This window comes from Acinetobacter sp. TUM15064 (assembly GCF_008980265.1).
GTDB lineage: Bacteria > Pseudomonadota > Gammaproteobacteria > Pseudomonadales > Moraxellaceae > Acinetobacter.
Genome location: NZ_BKFU01000210.1, coordinates 1 through 460, shown reverse-complemented (window position 1 = coordinate 460; position 460 = coordinate 1). Strand labels below are relative to the sequence as shown.

The 460-nt window shown below is 30.2% G+C and carries 1 protein-coding gene; it reads left to right on the top strand.

The features are described 5' to 3' along the window. Positions 1-460: DEAD/DEAH box helicase (locus GBI16_RS18460; protein ID WP_151707640.1), on the top strand; the 460-nt coding region annotated here is incomplete at both ends.

Genomic DNA, 460 nt, shown 5'->3' with positions numbered 1-460 from the left:
TCGAGTTATCGAATCAAGAAGAGATATATCTAAATAAATTTCAGAAAAAATGTTGGGATTCTCTTCAAGAAATTAGTACTTCTCAAATCTCAATTTCAGCCCCTACTTCTGCGGGTAAATCATTTATATTAGCAACTTGGGTCAAAGAGTTTTTTGAGAACAATGATAGTGGATTGGTAGTATATGTTGTTCCAACAAGAGCACTGATTAATCAGGTCTATACTGACTTTTCTGATATTTTGGATAAAGAAATAAATATTAATATTGTGCCAACACTTGATGATATAAAATCGTATAAGAAAAATATTCTTATTTTTACACAAGAGAGATTGAATATTTTTATGTCAACACCTTATAGAAGTAAAGTTTCTGTATTGATTGTTGATGAAGCACATAAGATAGGTGATGGTGTAAGGGGGGTATTCTTAGAACAGGCATTGATGAGTTGTAAATTTTATAA